The 24062-nt window shown below is 60.4% G+C and carries 18 protein-coding genes and 1 pseudogene; 6 read left to right on the forward strand and 13 right to left on the reverse strand.

Translation table 11 applies throughout. The features are described 5' to 3' along the window. Positions 1-225: 225 nt before the first annotated feature. From V5E97_RS15030 to V5E97_RS15045, 4 genes are all read right to left on the reverse strand, one after another. A complete protein-coding gene (locus V5E97_RS15030; protein WP_406700128.1) occupies positions 226-1521 on the reverse strand; it encodes a peptidylprolyl isomerase in 1296 nt (431 codons plus the stop codon). A gap of 619 nt (positions 1522-2140) precedes the next feature. Then, entirely contained in the window at positions 2141-3211 is a 1071-nt protein-coding gene (locus V5E97_RS15035; RefSeq protein WP_406700129.1) for a basic secretory protein-like protein, read from the reverse strand. Positions 3212-3578: 367 nt separating this feature from the next. After that, on the reverse strand, positions 3579-4007 hold the full coding sequence (locus tag V5E97_RS15040) for a hypothetical protein (protein WP_406700130.1): 429 nt from the start codon (positions 4005-4007) through the stop codon (positions 3579-3581). Next, entirely contained in the window at positions 3991-4971 is a 981-nt protein-coding gene (locus V5E97_RS15045) for a DUF1559 family PulG-like putative transporter (protein WP_406700131.1), read from the reverse strand. The genes V5E97_RS15040 and V5E97_RS15045 overlap by 17 nt, the downstream gene beginning before the upstream one ends. 640 nt (positions 4972-5611) lie before the next feature. On the opposite strand from V5E97_RS15045, the gene V5E97_RS15050 reads away from it, so the two are divergent. Beyond that, entirely contained in the window at positions 5612-8785 is a 3174-nt protein-coding gene (locus V5E97_RS15050; protein WP_406700132.1) for an efflux RND transporter permease subunit, read from the forward strand. 234 nt (positions 8786-9019) lie between these two features. On the opposite strand, the gene V5E97_RS15055 is transcribed toward V5E97_RS15050, so the two are convergent. The 8 genes from V5E97_RS15055 to V5E97_RS15090 all read right to left on the reverse strand — a co-directional run bounded on the left by V5E97_RS15055 (position 9020) and on the right by V5E97_RS15090 (position 16980). After that, positions 9020-10426 carry a DUF1501 domain-containing protein gene (locus tag V5E97_RS15055; RefSeq protein ID WP_406700133.1) on the reverse strand — a complete coding sequence of 469 codons (1407 nt, stop codon included), beginning with the start codon at positions 10424-10426 and terminating at the stop codon, positions 9020-9022. A gap of 218 nt (positions 10427-10644) precedes the next feature. Beyond that, positions 10645-10860 carry a hypothetical protein gene (locus V5E97_RS15060; RefSeq protein WP_406700134.1) on the reverse strand — a complete coding sequence of 72 codons (216 nt, stop codon included), beginning with the start codon at positions 10858-10860 and terminating at the stop codon, positions 10645-10647. After that, complete coding sequence (locus tag V5E97_RS15065) at positions 10839-11129, reverse strand: transposase (protein ID WP_406701161.1); 291 nt, start codon at positions 11127-11129, stop codon at positions 10839-10841. Before V5E97_RS15065 ends, V5E97_RS15060 begins: the two co-directional genes overlap by 22 nt. Before the next feature lie 426 nt (positions 11130-11555). Beyond that, entirely contained in the window at positions 11556-13220 is a 1665-nt protein-coding gene (gene tnpC, locus V5E97_RS15070) for an IS66 family transposase (protein ID WP_406696518.1), read from the reverse strand. Between the two features lie 72 nt (positions 13221-13292). Continuing rightward, entirely contained in the window at positions 13293-13661 is a 369-nt protein-coding gene (tnpB, locus tag V5E97_RS15075) for an IS66 family insertion sequence element accessory protein TnpB (protein WP_406694550.1), read from the reverse strand. Next, positions 13655-13993, reverse strand: a complete 339-nt coding sequence (gene tnpA, locus V5E97_RS15080) for an IS66 family insertion sequence element accessory protein TnpA (protein ID WP_406694549.1) — start codon at positions 13991-13993, stop codon at positions 13655-13657. Before tnpA ends, tnpB begins: the two co-directional genes overlap by 7 nt. 597 nt (positions 13994-14590) lie before the next feature. After that, positions 14591-15514 carry a DUF1559 family PulG-like putative transporter gene (locus tag V5E97_RS15085; protein ID WP_406700135.1) on the reverse strand — a complete coding sequence of 308 codons (924 nt, stop codon included), beginning with the start codon at positions 15512-15514 and terminating at the stop codon, positions 14591-14593. A 551-nt stretch (positions 15515-16065) separates the two neighbouring features. After that, a complete protein-coding gene (locus V5E97_RS15090) occupies positions 16066-16980 on the reverse strand; it encodes an ARPP-1 family domain-containing protein (RefSeq protein WP_406700136.1) in 915 nt (304 codons plus the stop codon). A gap of 340 nt (positions 16981-17320) precedes the next feature. On the opposite strand from V5E97_RS15090, the gene istA reads away from it, so the two are divergent. The 5 genes and pseudogenes from istA (at position 17321) to V5E97_RS15115 (ending at position 22150) form a co-directional block, all read left to right on the forward strand. Further along, positions 17321-18811, forward strand: coding sequence for an IS21 family transposase (gene istA / locus V5E97_RS15095; RefSeq protein WP_406700137.1), 1491 nt, complete (start codon positions 17321-17323; stop codon positions 18809-18811). A 44-nt stretch (positions 18812-18855) separates the two neighbouring features. After that, positions 18856-19751 (forward strand): annotated as a pseudogene (istB, locus tag V5E97_RS15100) (IS21-like element helper ATPase IstB). A gap of 270 nt (positions 19752-20021) precedes the next feature. Beyond that, positions 20022-20828, forward strand: a complete 807-nt coding sequence (locus tag V5E97_RS15105) for a hypothetical protein (protein ID WP_406700138.1) — start codon at positions 20022-20024, stop codon at positions 20826-20828. Between the two features lie 198 nt (positions 20829-21026). Beyond that, positions 21027-21800, forward strand: a complete 774-nt coding sequence (locus tag V5E97_RS15110) for a hypothetical protein (protein ID WP_406700139.1) — start codon at positions 21027-21029, stop codon at positions 21798-21800. A gap of 89 nt (positions 21801-21889) precedes the next feature. Next, the gene (locus tag V5E97_RS15115) at positions 21890-22150 is read left to right on the forward strand and encodes a hypothetical protein (RefSeq protein WP_406700140.1); all 261 of its coding nucleotides are present in this window, start codon (positions 21890-21892) and stop codon (positions 22148-22150) included. Positions 22151-22175: 25 nt separating this feature from the next. On the opposite strand, the gene V5E97_RS15120 is transcribed toward V5E97_RS15115, so the two are convergent. Continuing rightward, positions 22176-23978 (reverse strand): acyl-CoA dehydrogenase family protein, encoded by a 1803-nt coding sequence (locus V5E97_RS15120; RefSeq protein ID WP_406700141.1) that lies wholly within the window; start codon positions 23976-23978, stop codon positions 22176-22178. Between the last annotated feature and the right edge of the window lie 84 nt (positions 23979-24062).

Genomic DNA, 24062 nt, shown 5'->3' on the forward strand with positions numbered 1-24062 from the left:
GCAGGCTGATATGTCCGGGAAGAAAAAAAAGAGGGGAGTAGGACCCGAAAAGCAGGAGCAAAGCCAAATCAGATCCTGACACCTTTTCTGTACCCACGCCCAGAATTAGCAGCGAGGCTTTCGCCGATTTGAGTTTTTATTCGATGCAACGGAGCCAGTGTGTGAGACGGACAGTCAGACGAAGTTCACCGGGTTGCTCGGTTTGACTGCCCGTTCCATACGAAACTAGCGCTTTGACGCCGCCTTCGGTCGAGCTGCCAGTACGGTCATTGTTTTCCCTGTGTCGACGGTCGTGGTTGATCCGTCCGGATCGGTCACAGAGACGAGCACGTGGTAGATGCCTGCCGGTACGCTCGTGTTCAGTTGCCTGGCCAAGAGTTTCACTCTGGATTGTTTGCCTTCCGTCAGGTTGACCTGTGCCGTGGTCCTCGCGACGGTGATTGCGCCCGTGGAGCCGGTCGGGGACTTGGAGAGCCTCAGTGTCACCTGCTCCGTCTGTGAGACGGTGCCCGATGAAGTCGCAGGGGTCAAGAAAACCGTCTGTTGAATTCTGGCTCTCTGACCAACAACCACCGTGGATGGGAGCGAACCCCGGGCGGATGGAACAAGGACCGACGGAGCGGGGGCCGTGGCCTGAGGCGTGGTGGTATCGGCAGGTGGCGGGGTCGTCGAGGACGGCGGTGGTGGTGCCAGTTGAGCCGACGAGGAGACGTTCACGACGAAAGTGGACGTCACGGACTTACCGTCGGAGCCGTAGCCCACAACCTTGATCTGGGCCGTCCCGACCCCTTGCGGGGTAACAGTCAGCGAGCTTCCCTGGACCGATGCGGTCGCCACGCCGGGCGTGTCGCTGGAGGCTACAAAGAGTTCGCTCGCCGTGGTCACGTTGTTGATCATGACCAGGTTGGCTGGTTCGACGGTCGTCCCGGCGGTGTAATTTTGGAGCGGAATTTGATTCAAGGGGGAGCTAAGAGGGCCTGGGGAGGGCACTGGCAGGGTCGCGATGGCGTCCATCACCGCCAGGCCGGCATCTCCGACTACATTCCCGAAGACGGTGAAGCCGCCGTTCTGGTTGTCGAGGTTGGCCGCGTTGCTGTTCGATTCGTTGAAGAAGAATTGGCTGGTTGCGCTGTTGGGATCACTGCCGAGCTTGGCCATCGCGATCGTTCCGCGCGTGTTCGACGCCCCGAACTCATTCGGAACGGGAGCGTCCGCGGGGACTGTGTTGAGCTTCGAGTTGGAGCCGAGCTGATAGCCGCCTCCTTGCCAGATGAAGCCGGGGACCGAGCGATGCACGATGGTGTTGGCGTAGCTGCCCTTGTTCGCGTAATTCAGAAAGTTCGCGACGGTTTTTGGTGTGGTCGCGGGGGTCAGGAGCACCGGGATTTTTCCGAGCGACGTATCGAAGATCGCAAAATCGGGTTTTGCGTCGGGATCTTTGAAGTAGGAGTTCAAATTCACCGGAGCGACGTCAACTCCCGCCGTGAAGTTTACCTCAGGCAGTGGCGCCGTCGAGGCCATGGTCAACAAGGCTCGCGTTTCAAGGCATTCAACAGCGTTCAATTGGAGTGGCCGACGTGAGCGATTTGACCGCTTCATTAATGCTCTCCAGATAACGTAACTTTCAAGCCAACAAGCAGTTGGTGCCAATCCGGGTTTAAATCCAAAGAAGTGGCTCGGACCAGTGCTGAAGAATTGCGACGGGAAAATCTTGCGAAGCGAAGTGGGTGACTGCGTCAGGCTTTCTCTTTAAGTTGCGTCGTGACCCTTTTCTTACAGTCGATCCTTTTTTAGTGATAGCCCAATTCTCTCGTATCCGAGCCAGCTCGACCAAGGCCTACTGACGATCAAGTATTAATCAAAGTTAAAGAACGATTATGTTTGCCGTGTGCTGGCTTAAGTGACTGCCATGTGGGCCAAAATCTGAGTTGTTCCGGAATAAGGTATTCGAGGGTGAACCACTGGAGAACGGCTCTCGCTGGCATTGAGAATATTGATGTGTTTTAGGTGTGGTTGGATATTGTGTTTTGTTGTAATTGGAATCATTGACTTGTGCGTGGAGTCTTGGTGAGCTTGGAGCCGAGTCATGATGGTTTCGTGGCGATGCGGCACCGTCCCGATCTTAGACATTGGTCATCTGTCATCGCTCGAGAGCTTTTCGCCACTCCTCGTCAAGCTCATGAACTGTCTTGCCGGTCAGTTCCTTGAAGGCCTGGTCCTTGTATGTCCCTTCACGCATCATGGTATTGAGTTTGGAAATGAGTGATGGATCGTATTTGTCGGCGACGTAGGCAAGAAACGCGGCGGTCGTGCGATAGCTGCCGTCGTAATGCGCTCGCTCTGCGTTGATTGGGCCGATCTTGCCGGGTTCGAAAAGGAAGAAGCGAATGTAGTCGGCCACCCCCTCGACCAGCCAGCCTGGGTTGCTGCGGTCCTGGTAGTGCTGGATGATATGAACGGTCTCGTGGATCATGGCGCCGACGTCGTCGGGATGAGACTTGAAGAATTTCGAGGAACCGAGGATGTTGCCTCCGCTGGCCTCCGCCACGCCATTGTAGGATCTGCTGATTCGCATCGTGATGTAACTTGAGGGCTTGTGTCCGTCGCTCTGGAGCGCCTGGTTCAACCGGGGATACCAGAGTTCGCAGGTCCGGGCGACCTTCTCGGCCCATTCCTTCATTTCGGGCGAGTCAGAGCAGTCTACTGCAACTTCGATCGGGTACTTGAAGTGGGCAATCGGATGGTCGGACGCAATCGTGAACTCGCGGACGGCCAGTGGGTCCGCCTGACCTGACGTTGGCTTGATCCGGACGGCCCGGATCGGCTGGGCGGGCAAATCCTCGCAAGCCTCTCCCTTGGTGAGCTTCGCCAGCAGAGTGAACGTCTTGCCGTCGGCCGAGACTTCAAGCACACCCGTTTCCAGCGTGCCGACGATTCCCTGGTCAGGCTTGCCCGTCACGACGGAGAGGGACTTGACCGACACCGGACGATCGAAGACGAGCGTGAAGTGGTCGGAGATGCTCGGGCTTTCCTTCGAGGCGAAGTAGGTTTCAGCGTCGCCGTCAAAGGCAAACTGGCGGATCTGTCTCGAGCCGGTTTCTAGCGACGTGTCGACGATGACAGCCACTGGCTCGCCTCGTGTGGCCACCGGCAAGAACAACAGGATGGGAAGGCAAGTCAAAGCAAGCCGGAATCGGTGTGGGCGTTGCATCTGGGGTTTCCTGCAGGCTGGGAGACACGCCTGAGAGGGAATTCATTGATTCATCAGCGTGGGCCTGTAGGCTACAAGATGGGGAGACACACCGAAATGAAATATTCGTCGACCCGCCAGAGCGGACCAGTCGGTCAGACGTGATTACTCTGACGGTCGGAGTCGGTGCCGCCGAGTTCTTCGTGAGCGGTATCGACCAGGCGAGAACATCGTTTGGCCAGTTCGGGATGTGGCGCGGTGCGGCCGGCCGGACTCAAGGTCGTCGAGACTGAGCCCGATTTCTCGACCTCGCTCGGAAAGTGGGGCAGGTATTACGCTGGGGCCCGGCGGTCGAGTCATCCGACCGCCGGCCCGACGTGCTTCAAGGTCAGTGGCCCGGTTTGTGAGCCCCTACCTTTTTGATTGGCGGCAACGTGCGTTTGGCGACCCGTTCTTGGTCCTCAGCGGTGGGGTGTTGTCCGTCGCGCAGCGCATACGCAAGCTGCTGGGCGCGATCCCAATCGCCGGCGCTTGCGGCTTCGAGGATCGAATGGAACGCTTCCGCCTCCGCGTCGGTCAAGGCGTGGTCGGCCTCGAGCTGGACGACATCCGTGGCGGCCCGGTCAATGATGGCCTGATCGTGCGTTGACGCCCCGGTGGCGAGTCGGAGCACCAGGTCGCGATGCTCGGCACTGACCTGGGCTTCACCACATCCCAGAGCGGCAACGGAGAGAATGCCGATGCCGGCCAACCTGGCCAGTCGACCCGCGCTGGGGAGGGTTCGGGAACTCGGCTCAGAATCAGAACTGGTCGCCACCGATCACCTCCCCTCGCCGACAGGTCGCCAGCGCGGCCCAGGTCCGCTGGTTAATCGACTCTTTGATGAAGCGGACGCTGCCGTCTCCCAGGAGGATGTTCGTTCCGCCAGGATGTTCGGCATACATCTGGCAGACGTGGCAAGACCGGGCGTTGGGTGGGTGGATGATGTCGCCCTCGGCGGCCGCCGGGCCGCTGTGGGTCAACACAAGGGTCGCGGCGTAGTCGCAACTCGAGAAGGCGAATCGGGGCGTGGGGCAGACGACCGCACCAGGGACGACCCCTACCCAGGTCTTGTCGCTCAGAATCGAGGTGTGCTCGCCCATAAACAAGGTACTGCTCAGCCCGTCGCTCACGTCCGCGATTCGCAGGAGGGAATTGCGGTAGAACGGCCCGTCGGCGAGCGGTCGGTGGTCTTCCACCTGGTAGCCCCAGGGCTCATCGTTCCCCGCATTGAGCACATAGTGAGATCGGGAGAACCGGGCCAGCACGTTGCCAGGCTGGTCCTTCACCTCAAACGTGCGGCTTGGATCGCTGACCGACGGGCAGAGGAATGCGGCCAGCGAAGTCGACGTGCCCGTGGTGTTCGCCCGTGACCAGCAAGGCAGGCTGACGTTGAGCGCCTGGTATACAGGCGCCTGCTCCATCGCGGTCAAAAGCGCTGTGCCGTAGGCCCAGCCAGGGCCGGTGTCGAGGGTGTTTGCGTCGGGTGCTCCATGCACGCCACCGCCGCGAGGCTGGGTCATGTATCCCGGTGGGAAGCTCGAGAAGACGCTCTCGTAGTTATGCATCGCCAGACCGATTTGCTTGAGGTTGTTCGTGCATTGGGTCCGGCGGGCAGCCTCGCGTGCGGCCTGAACGGCCGGCAGCAGGAGGGCGATCAGGACGCCGATGATGGCAATGACGACCAGCAACTCGATCAGCGTGAAGGCGAGTCGGGCACGGCTTGGGGGGGGGGAAGGCATGGTGCAAGACGCTCCTTTGTGGCGGGGACCAGCGGCTCGTTCGGATTTCTCCACCCGGCCAGCGAGGCACCCGATCGGATCTCACGATGTCCCCGCCAATCCGGTTGGAGTGGGGCCTCGCCGGGTGTCATCGCGACCGCCGCGGCATGAACATCGAACTCAAAAATCGGTGAGCCCCAGAAACAGGTCTTGGGAATCTCCAAGCCAGATTGGTGGCGTTCCGAAATACAGGCGGACCACATCCTACTGTATTGATTTGGTTGCGACAATAATTCAATTTGGGGTGGCCAAAAAAATAGTCCATGCGACTTCGACTCCCCTCTGTCGAGCGAGTGGGGTCGATCAGCAGAGGTCCTCACTGCCCAGGCTCTCAGGTTGACCCTGCAATCCAGGCTTTCGCCAGTCCCCGGGCTCGTTCGGAAATCGTCGGGTTCGGTAGGGAGGATCTTCGCCTTTGCGGTGGATTCTGTTAGTTTGAAAATCCCCCCTCCCTCAAACTTTGCCACGAGAATGGCCGTCCCACTCTCCCCGGAATGGTACGGAACCAGTCTCAAGGGCTTGAGGGCCCGCGCCTCGGATCACTTCCCCCCCTCTTTTCTTTGATAAGCCCGAGATCAATCCTCGATGAGTGACCCCGCCCATGGTCCGCGCTGTCATTACGTGGAGCCTTCATAATCGCTTGATCGTCATCCTGGGTGTCCTCGCCTTGATTGGCATGGGCATTCATTCGGCGATCAACCTGAACGTCGAGGCTTACCCCGATCCGACCCCACCGCTGGTGGAGGTCATCTCCCAAAATCCTGGCGCCAGCCCCGAGGAGATGGAACGCCTCGTCGGCATCCCGTTGGAGACGGCCCTCAACGGAATGCCGGGCCTCGTTGACCTGCGGAGCACGTCGATTGCCGGCTTGAGCGACATTAAATGCCAGTTCGCGTATGGGACTGACTACAGCGCCGCGCGACAGGAGGTGATTAACCGGATCGCTGGCGTCGAGAACCTGCCCAAGGGGGTCAAGCCTGGGCTCTCGCCCTGGAGTCCCACCGGCGAGATCGTTCGTTACGTACTGGAAGGGCCCGGCTATACGGTGAACGACCTCAAGGCGGTCCAGGACTGGGTCGTCAACCGCGCTCTCAAGACGGTGCCGGGGGTGGTGGATGTGACCGGATACGGCGGCACGGTCAAGCAATACCATGTGTTGCTCGATCCCCGTCTGATGCGCAATTACAACGTGACGATGCAGCAGGTCGAGGATGCGATCGAACGCTCCAACGCCAACGTCGGGGGGGATATTCTCTCGCTGGGCAGTCAGGCCCATAACGTCCGGGTGATCGGCCTGCTGGGGGGCGGGGTTGACCCGCTCGATCCCGCCAACGTGGAGCAGGCACGCGTGATCGAGGCGGCGAAACTCGACGATATCCGTAAGGTGGTAGTCGCCGCGCGTGACTCGTCACCGATTTTCGTCGGACAACTCGCCAAAGTCATCGTCTCGTGGCGGCCCCGGTTGGGGATTGTCGGTCGCGGTAACCAGGACGACGTCATCGAAGGCATCGTCTTGATGCGAAAGAACGAGAAGTCGCTGCCGACGGCCAACGCTGTCGAGGCGAAGCTCAGGGAGATCAACGAGGGGGAACTCCTTCCCAAAGGGATGAAGATCGTGGTCTTCAACCAACGGACCGACCTCGTTCACGTCACGACCCATAACGTGATGCATAACCTGGTCGTTGGGATGGTGCTCGTCGTCGCCGTGCTCCTGATCTTCCTCGGTGACTTGACGAGTGCCTTCATCGTGGCGCTGGTGATCCCGCTGGCGTTGATGTTCGCAATCACGGTGCTCTACTTGCAGGGAAAGTCGGCCAACCTGCTCTCCATCGGCGCGGTCGACTTCGGGATCATCGTCGATAGTTCGGTCATCATCGTCGAGAACATCTACCGACATATCACCGCCCACAACGCGGACCGGACCCGCCCGCTGATTGAGCGGATCGCCGATGCCTCGTCCGCGGTCGAACGTCCCTTGTTCTTCGCGACGATGATTATCATATGCGCGTTCTTGCCTCTGTTCACCATGTCGGGCCCGGCTGGGGCCTTGTTCGGGCCGATGGCCAATACGTACGCCTTTTCGATTCTCGGGGCCCTTCTGATTGCCACGACGCTCGCCCCGGTGCTCTGTTCCTTCCTCTTCCACAACAAGATGGAGGAAAAGGAAACCCTGATCGACCGCGTCTTGAAAAAGTACTACACCAGGTCCCTGAACTGGACCTTGGATCACCGTTGCCTGACTCTGGCGGTGATGGGCGGTCTCCTTGCGTTTACCCTGGCCTTGCTCCCTGGCCTGGGCGCGGAGTTCATGCCTGAACTCGAAGAAGGCAATCTCTGGATTCGTGCTTTGATGCCGCGGACCGTTTCGCTCCAGGAAGCCGCACGCCTGGCGCCTCGGTTGCGAGAGGTGATCGCCTCGGTTCCCGAGGTCCGGGGCGTGATGTCGCACGTCGGCCGGCCCGACGACGGGACGGACGTCACCAGCTTTTTCAACCTCGAGTTCAACGTACCGCTCAAGCCGATGGACACGTGGCGCGAAGGGATGACCCGCGAGAAGATTCAGGACCAGTTGACGGAGAAGTTTCGCAAGTTCCCCGGTCTCGACTTCAGCTTCTCGCAACTGATCCGAGACAATGTCGAAGAGGCGCTTTCGGGGGTGAAAGGGGCCAACTCCGTCAAGCTCTACGGCAATGACTTGAAGACCCTGGAAGAAACCGGCCACCGAGTCGCGGAGATCCTCAAGTCGGTAGCCGGCATCGAGAACGTCGGCGTGTTCCACATCGTGGGGCAGCCGAATTTCGAGATCCGCATCGATCGCGAGGCGTGTGCCCGCTACGGGATCAACGTGGCCGACGTCGAGAGCACCGTGCAGGTCGCGGTCGGCGGCCGGGCCTTCTCGCAGATGGTCGAAGGGGAGAAGGTCTACGAGATCGTCCTTCGGCTTCCCAAGGATGAACGACAAGACCCGAATAGCATCGCGCGCTTGCCGGTCGAGATGCCGGCGGAGAATGGGCAGTCCCCAGCCCGGATCCCGCTCTCACAACTGGCCACGATCAATCCCCACTTGCCGGGAGCCTCTTATATCTATCGGGAAAATAATCAGCGATACATCCCGATCAAGTTCAGCGTGCACAACCGGGACCTCGCCTCGGCGATCGCTGAAGCGAGAACCAAGGTCGATGATCCGAAGTCGGGCGCGAAGCTCCCTCGAGGCTATCGGATCGAGTGGTCGGGCGAATTCGCCCAGATGCAGGAGGCCAATGCGCGGTTGATGATCATGGTTCCCTTGTCGATCGTCCTGATCATCGTTTTGCTCTACACCATGTTCAACTCGCTCAAGGACGCCATGCTCGTCATGGCCGGTGTTGTGACCGCGGCGATGGGAGGAGTTTGGACCCTCCGTCTGACGGGCACCAACTTCAGCATCTCCGCGGCGGTCGGGTTCATCTCGATCTTCGGGGTGGTGGTGCAGAACGGAGTGCTCCTGATCTCCTACTTCAACCGGATGCGCAAGGAGGGCCTGCCGGTCCGCGACACCGTCATTCAAGGATCGGAATTGCTGCTCCGCCCGGTCATGATGATCTCGCTCACCGCAATTCTCGGGCTCTTGCCGGCCGCGGTGGCGACCTCCATCGGTTCGCAGGCTCAGAAGCCGCTTGCGATCGTGGTCGTGGGCGGGATGCTGACTTCGATGTTCCTGGCCCAGTACTTGATCCCGGTGCTCTACAGCGTCTTCCCCGCGCAGGGGCCGGTTCCGGTCGACGAGCCTTTGTGATCCATCGCAGAGAGTGATTGCGATGGAGCGGAGATCAAGGAACCACCCGGGACCCTGACCTGAGTGGTTCATGGCCTGCCGTGCTACGGTCCATCGAGACCCGTAGCACGGCAGGCCCGGCCGTCATTCCCTCGGCCTCGAATTTGTGCTCATCCATAGATGAATTCGGGCTACTCTGGCCATCAATAAGCTTTGCTTAATTCTTTCATGTCTGCGATCAACAGTCGTGGCGATTCAAGTCGCAAGGCCCGGGATCGGGTCCCAGCTCACCATCGACTGGGCGAACTCTCGGGGGAGGTTGGGAACGAGTCGCAACTGGGCGACGTCGAACAAAGTATGCATGATCGTCGCGATCAGGTGACGTGACGTGACTGGTTCCGACTGTGGGGCCGAGCCGTCGCGATTGGAGAGGCCGATGACCTGGCCCATCGGAAGGCCACCGCCCGCCAGCAATAACGGGCCCAGTTTTCCCCAGTGATCGCGCCCCCCTTTGGCGTTGACCCGAGGGGAGCGGCCCATCTCTCCGCAGGCGACGAGCAGGATCTTGTCGTCAAGGCCTCGGGCTTGTAGGTCTTCGAGGAAGGCCGACAACGCATGGTCGAGGGGGGGGCCCATGTACCGCATCCCCTCTTTCATCGTCGCGTTGTTCTCGTCGGCGTGCATGTCCCAGACGAAGTTGGTCGTTACAGTCACGAAGCCGCAACCGCGTTCACAGAGGCGACGGGCCAGCAGCAGCAGCTTGCCCAGCGACTTGGCGTTGTCGGCGTAGTTCCTATGGTTCTTCCATTGATGGCTGATGGCGTCGGGGCGGACCAAGGGGGCGGTGTCATAGCGGGCCACGAGCCGAGGATCTTCGCGCTCCAGGTCGAACGCTTCGGCCAGCCCTCCCGTGAGCAGGCGGTAGGCCTGGTCGCGCATTCCATCGACCCCCTCGAGGGCCTTGTTCCGATCGATCCGCCGCGCAAGCCGATCCAAGGCGGTGAGCAAGGCGCGACGGTCGTCGAGCCGCTCGCGCGGGATCGCCAGCCGCAGGTCATTCGCGGCGGAGCCTCCCTGGCTGGGGTCGTAGGGAGCATCCGCCGAGGAGAGCGGGCCGGTCGCGGTGAACCGGCCGAAGCTCGTCGTGACCGGACGCGTCGACGGATCCACGGCGCGGGGGAACAGGACGACATTGGTGGGCAGGCCGGTCCGCGGGTCATTGGCCCCCGCGACTCGGGAATAAACGGACCCGAGATTAGCCTCGAATGTGTCGCGGCCGACGAGCGGCTTGAGGTTATGATTCGCATCCCCCGGCACATACGAACGGACGATGCTCAGCCGATCGGCCAGGCGGGCGAGTTGGGGGAACGATTGACCGAAGGTCACTCCCGGTATCCTGGTGGCGAGCTCACCCGTCTCGCTCCGGATGCCTTCGGGCCTGTCCATCTTCGGGTCGAAGGTCTCGAACTGGCTCGGGCCACCGTGGAGGAACAGGAAGATCACCGACTTCCCCGTCAGCACGCCCGGGATTCCTTCCGCTCGCGCCTGAAGCGTGGCCAGGTCAGCCAAGGTCAGCCCACCCGCTCCCAGCGCGGCTGATCCTCCGATCCGTAAGAACGATCGTCGATTCTGTCGCGTGACCCGGTCGAAAAGCGTCAGCATGTCTGGGCCTCGCGTCAGGTGCGATGGGGGGGGAATAAAGGTGCCGGATTCGCCAAGCGACCCTCGCGGATCATTCGATCATGCCCATTGAAACCGATTGGTCGTCAGCAGACCACTGTGAATCGCCCAAACGAACTCGAGGGTTGAGCTGTCTTGGAGCCGAGAGCGGTTCGATTCCGTCTTGGCTCCTCAAAGACTGCACTGCTCCGCTCTGAAAATTAATCGGGGCAACCAGCGCCTGCGAGGTCGGGTGGGAGCTCGGCGTCCTTGGCTGCTGTCAGGGTGACCTTGTGGCCGAGTTGCTCTAGTCGTCGGACCAGGGAATTGGCCAACCGTTCCGGCTCCAGCCGATCGCAGTAATCCGCCCCCAGTTCCCGATAGGCCACCCGCTGTTTCAGCACCTGGTAGACGATCACCAGAAGCGTGTGCGCCACCGCCAACAGCGCTCGTTTCGGCTTGCGTCGTCTCGCCGGCAGACCCTGGGATAGCGGGCCGCCAGATACGTTCCCTTGCCGTGTGACGCCGCCCGGGCGGCCTGGACCACCACCTGCCGCAGCCACCGGTTGCACGGCCACGTCTTCCCCGTGCGCCGTTTGCCTGCGCTCTCGTTATTTCTGGGACTCAGCCGAGGCCCGCTGGCGAACTGCGCCCGCCGTGGGGAACGGGTCCACGCTCGGGTCGACCTCGGCCAGGAATGGGGTATTAGGGTATTAGTAGCCTAGGGTGTTAGTAGCCAGGTAAAGAGGATAAGACGAGGGGGCTGGGCAATCCGTCAAGCTAAGCGAGCGGGCGCCCATTTTTGCTGGATCTCCCAGACCTCCCAATTGAGGTGCGATGGCCGGTGCGGCTCCTGGTTTTGAAAGCATATCGCAGTGTCAAAGAGTTGGAAGCCGGCCTTGAAAGGTGGTTTGCGTTTTACAACCACGAGCGTTTGGTGTGCGTCCGGCGGACCACGTCCCCCTTGGCAATTGGCCGAGGGGCCTCGGCTACTGTGGTGGCCGTCAGTCGGGACCCTACGCGGGGTCATGATCCGGCATCAACTGACGCGACGCGCTCTCGAACCCGTGTCGAGCCTGGCCCGAACACCGCGGTGGGAGCGCCGCGTTTCGAGTGCCGGCGGGAGCCGTTATCAGCTCGGGGAACCGTCGGCGATGGGACCCTCTGGGGTCGCCGCAGGATCGGCGGCTTGGGGAGGCGACCAACGGTCAGGGAGAAGGTCGGCCAGATTCTCTTTGGGAAGCACCGGCAATCGGGATAGCACGTCGCGCAGGTAGACGAACGGGTCATGACCGTGACGCTGGCAACTCGACACTACGCTGAACAGCACGGCCATGGTCTTCCCGCCGGTCTCACTCCCAGTGAAAAGCCAGTTTTTTCGTCCAGTCGCGATTGTCTTCATATGTTGCTCGGCTACGTTGTTATCGATCGACAGGTAGCCCGAACTGGTGTACCGTTTCAACGCCTCCCAGTGGTTCTTCATGTAACCGATCGCCCCTCCCATCGGACTCTTGGGGAGCACCTGCGGTCGCTCCTCCTTCAGCCACTTCTCGAGGCTCTCCCAAACTGGCACCGCCCGCTCCTGGCGCACCCGTAGCCGAATCGCGGCCCGTGTCGGCTCGTTGGCGTCCTCAGGCAGCTTGGCGAGCTCTGCTTTGATCTGCTTCTCGATCGCGTAGAGCTGGCGGTAGTAGGCCAGGGCCGTACTCGCTCTCGTTAGGTCCGTCTTCTGCGCCTCGACGAACTTGCGGCGGGCGTGGGCGTTGCAACCCACCTCCACGACGTTGCCGCCCGCGTAGATGCCGTCGTAGCCGCTGAAGGCATCAGCCTGCAAATAACCGCGAAAACCCTTGAGAAACAGACTCGGACCGTCTCGCTTATGGCTCCTCGTGAAATCAAAAACATTGTAAGGATAAAGATGATCGCCGAAGTAGATCCAGAGCCGGGCCAAGGCCTTGATCTTTCGCTCCGAGTCCCGCAGCTTCACCGACGTGTCGTCGGTGTGAATCGTGCCGCACAACAGGACCAATGTCTTCATCAGGTCGTAGAGCGGCTCGAGACTTTGGGCGGCGCCGGCCATCCAGTCGCAGAGGGTTGAGCGTGACAGCTCCACCCCTTGCCGGGCCAGGCGGCGTTCCTGGCGATGGAGTGGAATATGATCGGCATACTTTTCCGTGATCACATGAGCCAGTAGTCCCGGTCCAGGCAAACCCTTGGGGATCGGCTGGGCTGGCTTGCCGGCGGTGACGACTTGACCTTCGCAGTGCGGGCAGGCGTAAGTGCAGCGCACGTGCTCGACCACGAACAAGGTCGCCGGCACATAGTCGAGTTGCTCGCTGCGTTCTGCGCTGATCTGGGCTCGGGTCTCGCCGCATTGCGGACAGCGGCGTTCGGCTTCGGTCAATTCGTAGACCCGAGGCTCGCGGCGGAGGTTCTTGGGCAAGGGCCTGCGGCCGTGAGATCGATTCTTCTTCGCGGGGGCCGCACCCGGCTCGGGCTCGGGCTCGGGTGCGACCGCGTCGCCGGTGACCGAGGGTTCGGGTTCCGGGGCCAGCGGTTCGAAGGCGTCGGGGATAAGCAGCGGTTGATTGGGGTCGAAGCGTTCGGTGCGTGGGCCGTAGAGCCGCCGCAAAAGGAGGTCGAGGCGATGTTGCAATTCCTCGTTCTGACGCCGTGTTTCGCGAAGGGCGGCGAGCAGTTCGATGATCATCTGCTGGAGGAAGGCAGGATCACTGGGCAACGTCGCCGTGGGATCGGCAGGGGTTTCAAAGGTGATGGGGCGGGCGTCTTCGCTCATGCACTTTTAGACGCATGAGGTTCTTATATTATTCGATGATTCTTTGGAAAAACGCGGCGGCCGGCCGGGGACTCACACCGTGGCTCTGGGGACGGGTCGGTGATAGCGTTTGCCGCGTTTCACGCTCGAGAGGTCGATCCCTTCGAGGAGCATGACGAGGTCCGCGGCGCGGACCTCGACGCGGGGCTGAGCCTCCGGAGACGGCGGAAAGCGAAAGGTGCCGGCTTCCAATCGCTTGTACCAGATTGCGTACCCGTCCTCCTCCCAAATCAGGAGCTTGATGCGATCGGCGGCCCGGTTGCGGAAGACGAAGATGTCTCCCGAGAGCGGATCGCCCTGGAGCCCGTCGCGGACCAGGGCCGCCAAACTGTCGAACGATTTTCGCAGATCGACCGGCTGCGCCGCGAGCCAGATCCGGACGGTTGGAGACAAGCTCACCATGACCGTTCTCCGGCTTCGAGCAGTTCAACGACTTGCACGAGGGTCTGAGGGTCGAACCCGGCCCCGACCCGCAAGCAGCGTCCATTGGCCAGCACGACCTCGATGCTCCCGGCGGGCGACTCCGCCTTGTCGGCGAGCACATGCACAGGAAGAAACGCGGGCTTGGGCTGGTCGCGCCGCTGGAGTTCCCGCCGCCACCAATAAAACGACGGCGCACTCACGCCCTCGGCCAGGCAGAACGCCCGGACCGACAGTCCACTCCGCTTCCACCGGGCCAGAACCAGCCGCCAGTACGGCTCCCGCCCGTTTCTCGATCCTGCCACTCGGCCCATAGTTCACCCCCTTTCGGCCATGCACCGATCGTAGCATGGGCCGCAAGAAGGGGTTCACCGGACGCACACGATAAGACGGGGAGCCTGGGCAATCCGTCTAAGCCGTTGGTCTCGGTTTTCTTTGATTTTCTGATAGGTGACCGAGGTGCTGCAATCGGCGTCGGGTGCCACGGGTTGTACTCAACCCGTGAACGATTGCCCGGGTTTTTGGCTCACGGGTTGAGTACAACCCGTGGCACCCATGATTTGCACATGATTCAATACAAAGAAAGACCAGGTCCACGTGCTTAGCTGAGCGAGCGGGCGCCCATCTTTGCTGAATCACCCAGACCTTCCAATTGAGGTGCATGGCCGGGGCGGTTCGGGATGAAGAACTATCGACCTATAGCGCAAATCCTATGCCGCAAGCGTTTTGTCAGAGCTTCAAGTTGGGCGATGCTTGGGCAGATGTGGAGGAAATGGCCTTGAGATAGCAAACGGACAAAAACCAACGCTCTGCGGCTAGCGTTGGTTCAGGTCTGCGCGATCTTTACAGAAAAATCCGCAGACATCTGTAACCTCTCGACCATAGTCTAAGCGTTCCACTTCGCAGGACATCTACCTCGATTCTGTCCAAGCGGGAATCAGCAGCTCTCCCCACTCGGTCGTAGATGTGTCATGCGCCCCGCCCGCAATTGTTGAGAGAGCCTCGAAGGCGCTCGGGGCAACCGAGTCGCGGACAAATCGGACAGAGCCATCGACGAACAGAACCATCGCTCCGCCGCGATGGTTCCCGCCGAACTGCCGGCCCTTGCCCACATAGGGCGTTCGGTCCGGGTCGAGCCCTCTCACTGTGGCGGGGCCACCCGCGATCCAAGGGCCGATCGCCAGCGACGTTTCAGACATCATCATCGTGTTGGCGGCACCGTCCGTGATATCGGCCATCCGCGTCTGCCGATCGTAACCGAAGACTCCGGCCCTGGGATGCTTCTCGGGAAGTGAGGGCGAGTCCCGGCCGACACCCGCGATGCCGATGTAGTGGATCTCGGCCGGGGTCTTCTTTTTCTCGTTGGATCCATCGAATTTCGGATAGATTGGACTCTCTGGACAGAGTAGGAGGTAAAATGTAACGAGATCTGGCAAGGAGTAGACGATTTCCTTGCCGGGATCGTCGCCATCCGCCATGCTGCGGATTTTCGGGTTTCGATTGACTTTAGAATCCCATGGTTCCATCTCGTCGAACAGAAAGTGGATGTTCTGGCTTTCGTCGAAGTAAGGGTAGCGGAGGGTCACCCAACTCAACCGCTTCTCGGGTGGAATGCCTTCAGCGGGTACCACGCCGACTGGGAAAGGCTCCGAAGGTTCTGAACGTGGTCCACCGAGCGCCCACCAGATATCGCGCAAGTGAGCGGCACAACTCTTGCGCAGTTTGGCCTCTCGACCGAGCCTCTGAAGATAGGTCACCCCGGACATGCCTACGCTGACCGTGATGACTATCAAGACGGCCAGGAAAAACATCCACCGGATTCGCGGGCATCGCATGTTGATGGTTCCGTTTCCCGGGCTGCCGAAGGCCACCCGGACCTGGGGTACGTCGGCTCCATAGTAGCCAGGCACCTAAAGAGGGTAAGACAAAGAGCCTGGGCAGTCCGTCAAGCTGAGCGAGTGGGCGCACATCTTTTCTGGGTCTCCCAGACTTCCCAATTGAGGTGCATGGCCGGGGCGCTCCATGGCCGGGGCGGCTCTTGGCCGGGGCGGCTTCTCTTTCTGGGTCTCCCAGACTTCCCAATTGAGGTGCATGGCCGGGGCGGCTTCTCCGGGGCGGCTCCTCCTAAGAAGCTCTGCCAAAACCTCGAAAACCCCTAAAAAACAGGGTGGGAGGCCCCTGTTTCGTACTCCTGAACGTCGTCTTCCCTGAGAATATCAGGCATTTTGCCACCGTAAAGAAACTCAGAACCTTCCTCGATGCGCCCGTAGAACGTCAATAAACCCTGGAAACTCAGCACTCCAATGGCGGGCGAACTGAGGTTTTGGCAGAGCTTCTAAGATCGTTTCGTCGTTTCGCGTCTCGCATACTTTGACGTCTCGGATCGTCAGACTCGACTCTCCACGACCACGCTGCCGTGCAACACCACGTCGCCCAGGACCAGTGTCGAGGCATGTGACAACGGTACAGAATCAGTGCGATACTCCTGTCCGTCGCCGACCGCCGGGGACGGTTCCCAGGTGGCGGCCCGCAGTTGAGCCAAGAGGGCCTCGACGTCGGCGGACTCGGGGAGCTTCTCCGGCTTGCCCGACTCCAGGGCATCCATGACCACTCCGCTCAACAGCCGATCCCAGACCTTCTGGCAGGTCGAGGAGCGATCGAAGACGTCCACGGCGACGACCTGCGACCCCACGGCTACGGCGACCCCGCTCGCACCCTCGACGTACTTCAACTGCTCCCGGAACTCGTTCAAGCGATCCTGGTGGCGTTCATAGGTGTCCGACATCGCCCCCGTCTCGGACGTGGACCCGAGGGAGTTCATCTGGCGGCTGACCTCTTCCCATACAGCCCCCTGGTCGGACGTGTGCCCTCGCCCTTCCTTGAGAGATCGTGCCACCGACGCCTTGAGGTGCCGTCTCAGCTTGGAAGACGAATGCGACCCGCCCGAGGAGAAGTTTTTCGACAGATAACGCCAACGCCCTCGCTCGACACAACTGACCGGGATCGACGTCTTGCTATGGGCGGCGACCAGCACCGAGGTGTTCAGCACCCGATTCTGCTTCGCCCCCTTCAGTTCCTCCCCTTCGAGGAACAGGACGCTGAAGTCCCCGGTGTTGATCACCAGGAGGGTCGGAACCGAGCCACCCTCGCTGACCTCCTCAACAGTGACCGATCCGGCTCCAATCGCCTCTTCGGAGAGGAGGTATTCGACGCCCCCATCAGAGGGTGAGAACAAGGGAAAGACGCTCAGGGCCTCGTGGCGGATCGGTTCACCGACACGAACTTCGGGCAGCGTGATCATGGTGCGATCCTTATTCAACTCTGAAGGGTCATGCAGATTCGAGACCCCGACCCCGGTGAAGGTTCAGGAGAGCAATCGGTTTAGTCAAGATGTGTTTGGTCGTCTTCTACCATTCTAAAGACAAACGGGGCAAGGATCAGTAACCTGATGAATCCATAAAACCACGGCGCGTCAAGACGACGTGTGAACGTCGGTCGAAAAACGTAGCGCGCGCCGGTCTCCGATGTTCGGTCGAAAAACGTAGCGCTCATAGATCCACTCGTGGCGTCTGGTACACCAAGGTGAACACTGTTTCGCCTCGATACCCCACGCGTCGCGAGGTCTATGGGTGTTCACACACATGCAAAACTGGGCCGAGATCCGCCGTCGCGTCCTCGTGGACGGGCAGAGCAAACGTTCCATCTGCCGCGAGTTCGACATCCACTGGGACACCCTCCAAAAGATCCTCCTCCATAATGAGCCTCCAGGCTATCGCCAGAACCTGCCGCGTTCACGCCCCAAACTTGAGCCGTTCTTACCGATCATCCATCAAATCCTCCAGGATGACCGCAAGGCGCCGAGGAAGCAGCGGCATACCGTTCGTCGCATCTTTCAACGCCTTAGAAATGAACATGGCTATCTTGGTGGATTGACAATGGTTCAAGGCGTCGTCCAAGCCTGGCGGGAGGGGCAAGCCGAAGCGTTCCTCCCCCTGGTCCACCGGCCCGGCGACGCTCAAGCGGACTTCGGACGCGCCGTCATCAACATCGCTGGACAATCCTCCACGGCCGCGATGTTCGTCATGACGCTCACCCATTCCGATGCGATCTTCTGCGCCGTCTTCCCGCGGGAATGCACGCTCACCTTTCAGGAGGGACATCGCCTCGCCTTCGAGTGCTTCGGCGGCATACCCCGTCGGATCACCTACGACAATACCCGGATCGCCGTGGCTCGGATTCTCGGCCACCGGGGGGAGGGCGTGACCACCGAGTTCCTCAAAATGAAAAGTCACTACTTGTTTGAATCTCATTTCTGTCGTGTTCGTTCCCCCAACGAAAAAGGACATGTTGAGTCGCTTTTAGGCTACGCGCGGCGTAACTTCCTCGTGCCGGTCCCCGAGGCCGATTCCTTCGCCGCGCTCAATGCACGCTTGGAAGAGAGCTGCCGGAGTGACCTGGAACGCACGACGCGAGGCCGGACGCTGACCAATGCCCAACTCCTGGAGCGGGAGCGAGCCGAACTGTTGGCCATTCCCAAGGAGCCGTTGAGCATCCGCCAGGTGGAGTCAGTCCGGGCCAATTCGTTGTCGCTGGTACGATTCGATCGCAACGATTACTCGGTCCCGACTCGATACGCGCATCGGCGTCTGACCGTCGTGGCGGATGTAGAGCGGGTGCGGGTGGAGACGACCGGAACAATCGTTGCCAACCATCCTCGATCCTGGGATCGCTGTCGGACAATCTTCGATCCAATCCATTATCTGGGCTTGCTGGAGCGAAAGCCCGGGGCACTGGACTTCGCCCTGCCCCTGGAGGGCTGGGAGTTGCCGGAGTGCTTTGCGGCACTCCGGCTCCGCCTGGCCGAGGACGAGGGGCCGCGTGGCCAGGTCGAGTACATCCGAGTCCTGCGACTCCTGGAACAAGCCACGCTTGGGGAGTTGACCGCGGCGGTCGAGCAGGCCTTGAGTCTGGAGGTGTCGGCAGCCGACGGAGTGCGGTTAATCTTGGAGCACCGCCGGGATCGGCCGACGGCGACATTGGATCTGGAAGGCCTTCCCCACTTGCCACGCGTGAGCGTCCCGGAGCCAGACCTGAGCGGCTACCGCTCGTTGTGCGGGGAGGTGCCGCGATGAGCAAGTCAAGTTCGACGCCAGGAGACTTGGTCCGTTTGAAGCCGATGCTGAGGTCTTTGAAGCTACCGACGATCTGGGCGGAGTGCGAGAAGGTCGCCCGGCAGTGCGCGAGTGAACGGGTGGACCATCTGGGTTATCTGTCGCGGGTGTGCGAACTGGAACTGATCGAGCGGGAGCGAAAGGCGGCGGCGCGCCGACTGAAGGGGGCGCGGTTTCCCGCGGTAAAGACTCTGGGAGAATTCGAGTTCGCGGCCCAGTCGGTGATCCCCGAGATTTTGTTGCACGATCTTTCAAGACGCGAATACATTGACAAGCGTGAGAATGTGCTGTTGGTCGGCGCATCGGGTACGGGAAGACGCACCTGGCGACATCGCTGGCCGTGGAGGCATGCCAGCGAGGCAAGCGTGTGCGATTCGTGAGGGTGACCGAACTGATCACGAGCCTGCTGGAGGCACGGGATCAACACCAACTGGCGAGGCTGAAGGGGCAGTTGAACAAGCTGGACCTGCTGGTGCTCGACGAACTGGGTTACGTACCGGCGAGCAAGGTAGGAGCGGAGTTGCTCTTTGATGTGATCAGCACAGCATATGAAAGATTCAGTTTGATCGTAACGACGAACCTTCCGTTCGAGCGTTGGACGGAAGTCCTGTTGGACGCGAGCTTGACGGCCGCTGCGTTGGATCGCCTGACGCACCGCTGCCACATCGTGGAGACGGGCAGTGAGAGTTATCGCCTCAAGGAGGCAAAGCGTCGCCGCGTCACTCCGGATGGCTTGAATCGTGAAAGGAAGGTGTCGAGCACGAGTCCTGTGAACGAAAGTCGAGTCGCTGGTATTAGTCGCCAGGCACCTAAAGAGGACAAGAAGGGGGGGGCTGGGCAGTCCGTCAAGATGAGCGAGTGGGCGCCTAATTTTGCTGAATCCCCCAGACTTCCCAGTTGAGGTGCATGGCCGGGGCGGTTCCTGGCCGGGGCGGTTCCTGAATCCCCCGGACTTCCCATTTGAGCGGCTCTTAGCTCTTAGTAGCCAGGCACCTAAAGAGGATAAAACGGGTAGCCTGGGCAATCCGTCAAGCTGAGCGAGTGGGCACCCATCTTTGCCGAATCTCTCAGACTTCCCAATTGAGGTGCATGGCCGGAGCGGCTCTGGCCGGAGCGGCTCCTGAGTTCCGATTCACCACCCATGGATTGAACATCAAAGAATAGGGATACGATGAGCGACAAGGAATTTCCGGACCGAATCGCCCTCGACATGTCGTTCCAGGAATTGCTCTTCCTTTACCAATCAATCGGCATCGTCTGCAACGGCGACCCACATGGCGTTATTAAAACCTCGGATGTGTCATTCCATGATTGGTTGCATATGTCGCGTGAGGAGGGGAGGGCCTTCAGGGAGCGGTTGAGTGCGCTATTCAGTCATCAAGCGAGCCCCATTCCAATTAGCACTGCTCTCTACCTGTGGGTTGAGCTGATTGCTCGTTCGGAGCAACGACAGGGTGCCATCGTGCTCCACGGGCATGACTTCCGCAATGCGCTTTGCATGCCTTGGCTGGATATTCCCTCCAACCTGTACACGGTTCAACCCCACGGTCGTGAGTTGATCCGAGATGTCAACGTTAGCAACGTTCGTCGGTACGGTTCGGGTTGGGAGTGGGAAACCACGACTCCCGAGAAGTTCCCCGAGCCACCGTTCTTACTAACCGATGACGAGACCTGTCGTCTCGTCTTCAATGGCCCGGTGCTCGTAACTTCCACCGAAAAAGAGCCATATGACCCCGCGTGGCAACTCTACGGTGTTTTAAGTGAGCAACTGATTGGCCCAAGCTGGTTCGGGGGGCTCATCTTCGAGGACGACGAGGCCGAAAAACACGACCTCGTCCGTGTCGGCCATCTGACGGCGTACACTCGCGGTGAGATGGGACCGTTTTCGCTTGATGGAGAACTGACAAACAGTAATGATCGAGTCTTTAAGGCTCGGCTGAGTTTGCCGCCATCAACGGGAGGCCCGCTTGCCGAGTGAGAGGAAGTAGCCGCCCCGGCCATGCACCTCAATTGGGAGGTCTGGGAGATCCAGCAAAGATGGGTGCCCGCTCGCTCAGCTTGACGGATTGCCCAGACTCCCCGTCTTGTCCTTTTTGGGTGCCTAGCTACTAATACTCCTCATTGTTGCCAAAAAAGCAGTACTATAAACAAGCGGTGAAATAAAAAGGATTATGTTGTGGTTAGGTATAAAAATACACAGTATAAGAGCATAACAGCAGATGCGATTGCATATTTCTTTCGCCTCGTTGGTCTGCCGTTGCTGGTAGTCTTACTGTTGTACCATGTTTGGGGAACGCCAAAGGACAGCCAAGCGACCGCCCAGCCGCTGATCAACGCGATTGAACGCTATCATCAGCTCCACGGCAGCTATCCGGAGACGCTCGGAACCCTCACCCAAGAGGGACTGCTCACCGCTATCCCAACTCCGCCCTGGGACCTTTGGACGCGTCGGGACCAATTCGAGTATTTCGTCGATCGGGATCTCGATTTTTTCAGTCTTAATTACGATGAACAGGACTATTTCGGTGGGCTCGGACCGTCAAAGTGGAAGACCCGCACCTACGTCTCTTTCCAGGGCAAGTGGAATGGGAATTACCTCCGTGGCAGTCCGCCTCTGCCGCTGGAACTGGCTATCAAACGGGCCGGAGAGCGGTTCCGTAATACGCAGTCATCCGACAACCTTAATATGTTGGCAGGCAAAATTATAGAATATTCAGATCAAGGGTCGGATGGTCCACTTCTGGTCTGGGCGGAGGATGTGTGGTCGGTTCTGGGACGCGGCGAAACGTGCGAGGTAGACGGGCGACCTGGAGAATTGTATAAGGCCCAGGACGCTCATGCGGCCGAGTACTGCTTTATCTCGAGAAAGGGGGGAGGGTATTTTTATGAGTTTGATTTCATCGTCGAAATATTCCGCCTCGATCGGTCGGAATCCCCTCCGCAGTGGTGACGTGTTTTTCAGAATATAATGAAGGAATGATGTGGCCCTAACCCTTTATTTCTCGGTCTCTTCCAGTCCTCACCCGAGGCACTGGAACTATGAACCCTACGATCATCGTCCGCACGCCGACCTCCTTCACACTCCAGATCGAGGTCCCCTACAACGACTCCATGCTCGACTTCGAGGAATGTACAGTCAAAGAGGAAGGGTTGCGGATGGCCGGCGACCTCGTGGTTGAGATCAACGGAACTGGGGTCTCGAAACCAAGACCCCAGTCACTCCAGTACGTCCCCTTTTCTGGCGAAGGCTCAAACGACAAGTGCACTTTCCAATTCGCTTGCCCCCGGACCTGCGCCTGATAACGGCCTTGAGAAGAGAGGGTTGTCAACCATCGCCGAACTCTCTCACGATGGCATTCGCTGTCTGGGTGGTGAGGTGGTCGTCATTGTTATCGAGGTCGATCAGGGCCTGGTCGAACCTGCGATTCGCCATTCTCAGGTAGAGCAACGCCGCGTCTCGATTGGCCGGTGAGACGGACTCGACCTCCAGTTCACGGTCGAGCCGAGCCAGGGTGCATGCCGAGGTCATCAGCGCGATCGCGGCATCGGCGATCCGCTCTTGGATGTACTCGGCCTCGAGAATCGCCTCGCGATGCTTGATCAAGGTCCGTTCGATGGCCCAGGCGAACCGGGTCACGCGGCGAGCGAGGGCATCGGCAGCGCGGCGGAGCAGGGGAGAGGTGACCGGAATCACCGGTGGATGCGCCATTCTCACCAGCCGGTCTCGGCCGAACCGCCAAAGGGTCGGGACGAACCGAGTCGGACGCTTCAGCCCCTCAAGAGTAGCCTTGAACCCTTCGCCGATGTCGCGCATGCCGACCAGAGCGATGAAGGCTTTCAAGACCTCGTTGGCCCCCTCGCCGATGGTGTTGATGCGCGCGTCGCGCATCATCCGCTCATACGGCTCGTCGCAAAAGTAGCCCTGGCCTCCGTGGATTTGGAGGGTCTCGTACGAACCTTGCCAGAGCATCTCAGTGGAGAAGACTTTGAGGATCGCGGTTTCGAGCATGTAATCCTCGTCCCCACGATCGATGAGTGCGGCGGTCTCGTAGGTGGTCGCCTCCATGGCGTAGGCCGTCGCGGCGAGGAAGGACAGCTTCTTCTTGATGAGCTCGAGGTCGGCCAGTGGTCGGCCGAACTGCTTGCGCCGGGCGGCGTGCCGGGTCGCGGCGGCCAGATAGGTTTTGGCCGCTCCGGTGCAGCTTGCGCCGAAGGTGGTTCGGCCGAAGTCGAGCACCGTCAGCGCGACCTTCAGCCCTTTGCCCAAGGGGCCGAGGATATTCGAGGCCGGGACCGGCATGTCGTGGAAGGCCAGGCGGGCGGTCGCCGTCCCTCGGATCCCGCACTTCGGCATCCTCGCCTCGACCACCTCGAATCCAGGGAGGTCGGGCGTGACCAGGAAGGCGGTGACTTTCGAGTCGCCTCCCTTGGGGTCAGGCGTGCGGGCCATGACCGTCAGGACGTCGGCGATCGCGCCGTTGGTGATGTAGCGTTTGGTGCCGGTCAGACGGTAGGTCTTCCCGTCCTCGCTGGGAACGGCCACTGTCTGGACGTTGCTCGCGTCCGATCCTGCCTCTTTTTCGGTCAGTGCGAAGGCGGCGAGCTTCTCGCCGCTGGTCAAGGGGGGGAGCCACTTCGCTTTCTGCTCGGCGGTCCCGAAGAGGAGCAACGCGCGGATGCCGATCGAGTGGTGCGCATTGACGAAGACGGCCGTCGAGGAACAGTGGCCCCCGATCACTTCCATGATCCGGCAGTAGCCGAGTTGGCTGAACCCGCGACCTCCGAACTCCCCCGGCGCTGTCATGCCTAGCACGCCCAGCTTGGCGAGACCTTCGATCACGCTCGCGGGAATATCCGCCTCGCGATCGATGGCCGCCGCGTCGATGCTGGATTCGGCGAAGCGACGGACCGCCGCGACCGCGTCATTGACCCGGTTCCGATCGGCTTCCGGTAACTCGGGGTAGGGGAAGACAACCTCTTTGCGGAACTCCCCCCGAAACAAGGCCTTGGCAAATCCTCCTCGCGATGGTTCCGAGAAGAGAAGCTCTTCCGCCTGCTTGACCTGCTTCGCACGAAGCGGATCCTGCAAGGGAGAACCGTGAGCGCGGTCGGACGCGGTGACGGACATAACGACCTCCTCGGCGTGTGGGCCGGCCGGTCGTCGCACCGACCAGTCGAAAATAGCTCGGAGGGGCACCCAACGGAATTCTAC

Source organism: Singulisphaera photorubra (assembly GCF_045290345.1).
Taxonomy (GTDB): domain Bacteria; phylum Planctomycetota; class Planctomycetia; order Isosphaerales; family Isosphaeraceae; genus Singulisphaera.